General features: G+C 61.1%; 1 protein-coding gene. It reads left to right on the top strand.

Annotation, left to right across the window (positions count from 1 at the left end; genetic code table 11):
• The coding region (locus tag AC1DN5_RS19030; protein ID WP_476982779.1) for a condensation domain-containing protein at nucleotides 1–1,053 on the top strand (1,053 nt) is incomplete at both ends.

Below are 1,053 nucleotides of genomic sequence, written 5' to 3'. Positions count from 1 at the left end.
CGTCTGTGACCGAAAACGGGACAGCGGACGGACAAGGCTTCCGATCGGAAAACCCGTTCCGGGTGCCCGTCTTTATGTGTTAGACGGCGGGGGAACCGTTCAGCCTGCGGGCGTTGCCGGAGAGCTGTACATTGCGGGGGCAGGGGTGGCCCGGGGCTATTTGAACCGGCCTGAACTGACGGCTGAACGTTTTCTCGATGATCCGTTTTATCCGGGAGAGCGCATGTATCAGACGGGCGATATCGCACGCTGGACAGAAGACGGGCTTGTCGAATGGCTCGGCCGGTCAGACGGACAGGTGAAAGTCCGCGGTTACCGGATTGAACCGGGAGAGATCGAAGCGGCGATCCGGCGCATCGACGGCATTCGTGAGGCGGCGGTCACCGCCCGGACCGAACACGGCGAAACCGCGCTTTACGCCTATATCGAAGGACGGGAAAGCGATGACGTGCGGGCGGAGCTTGCGATACGCCTTCCGGCCTACATGATGCCGGCTCAGTTTATTGAGATGAGCGAGTGGCCGGTCACACCGAGCGGAAAGCTTGACCGCCGCGCGCTGCCGGCTCCTGACGGAGCGGCAGGCAGACAGGCGTACACCGCACCGCGTAACGTCACAGAAATGAAGCTTTGCGCCCTTTGGGAAGAGGTGCTGAAAAACGGCCCCGTCGGCATTCGGGATCACTTTTTTGAGCGGGGCGGCCATTCGTTAAAAGCGACGGCTCTCGTCTCCCGCATCGCCAAGGAGTTCGGCGTTCAGGTGCCGTTACAGGACATCTTCGCCCGGCCGACGGTGGAAGAGCTCGCTWWGGTCATTCAGGACCTCGAAGAGAGCCCGTATGAAGCGATTCAGCCGGCGAAAACACAAGACACTTATCCAGTGTCTTCAGCGCAGAAACGGATGTATGTGCTCCAGCAGCTTGAAGACGGCGGTGTCGGCTACAATATGCCGGCTGTGCTGGAACTGACGGGCCCGCTTGACCGCGGCCGGCTGGAGGAGACGTTCCGGCAGCTTGTCGAGCGGCATGAGTCGCTCAGAACGTCCTTTGAAACGGG

Source organism: Bacillus sp. 01N42_2 (assembly GCF_056399565.1).
This window is presented reverse-complemented; position numbering and strand designations above follow the sequence as displayed.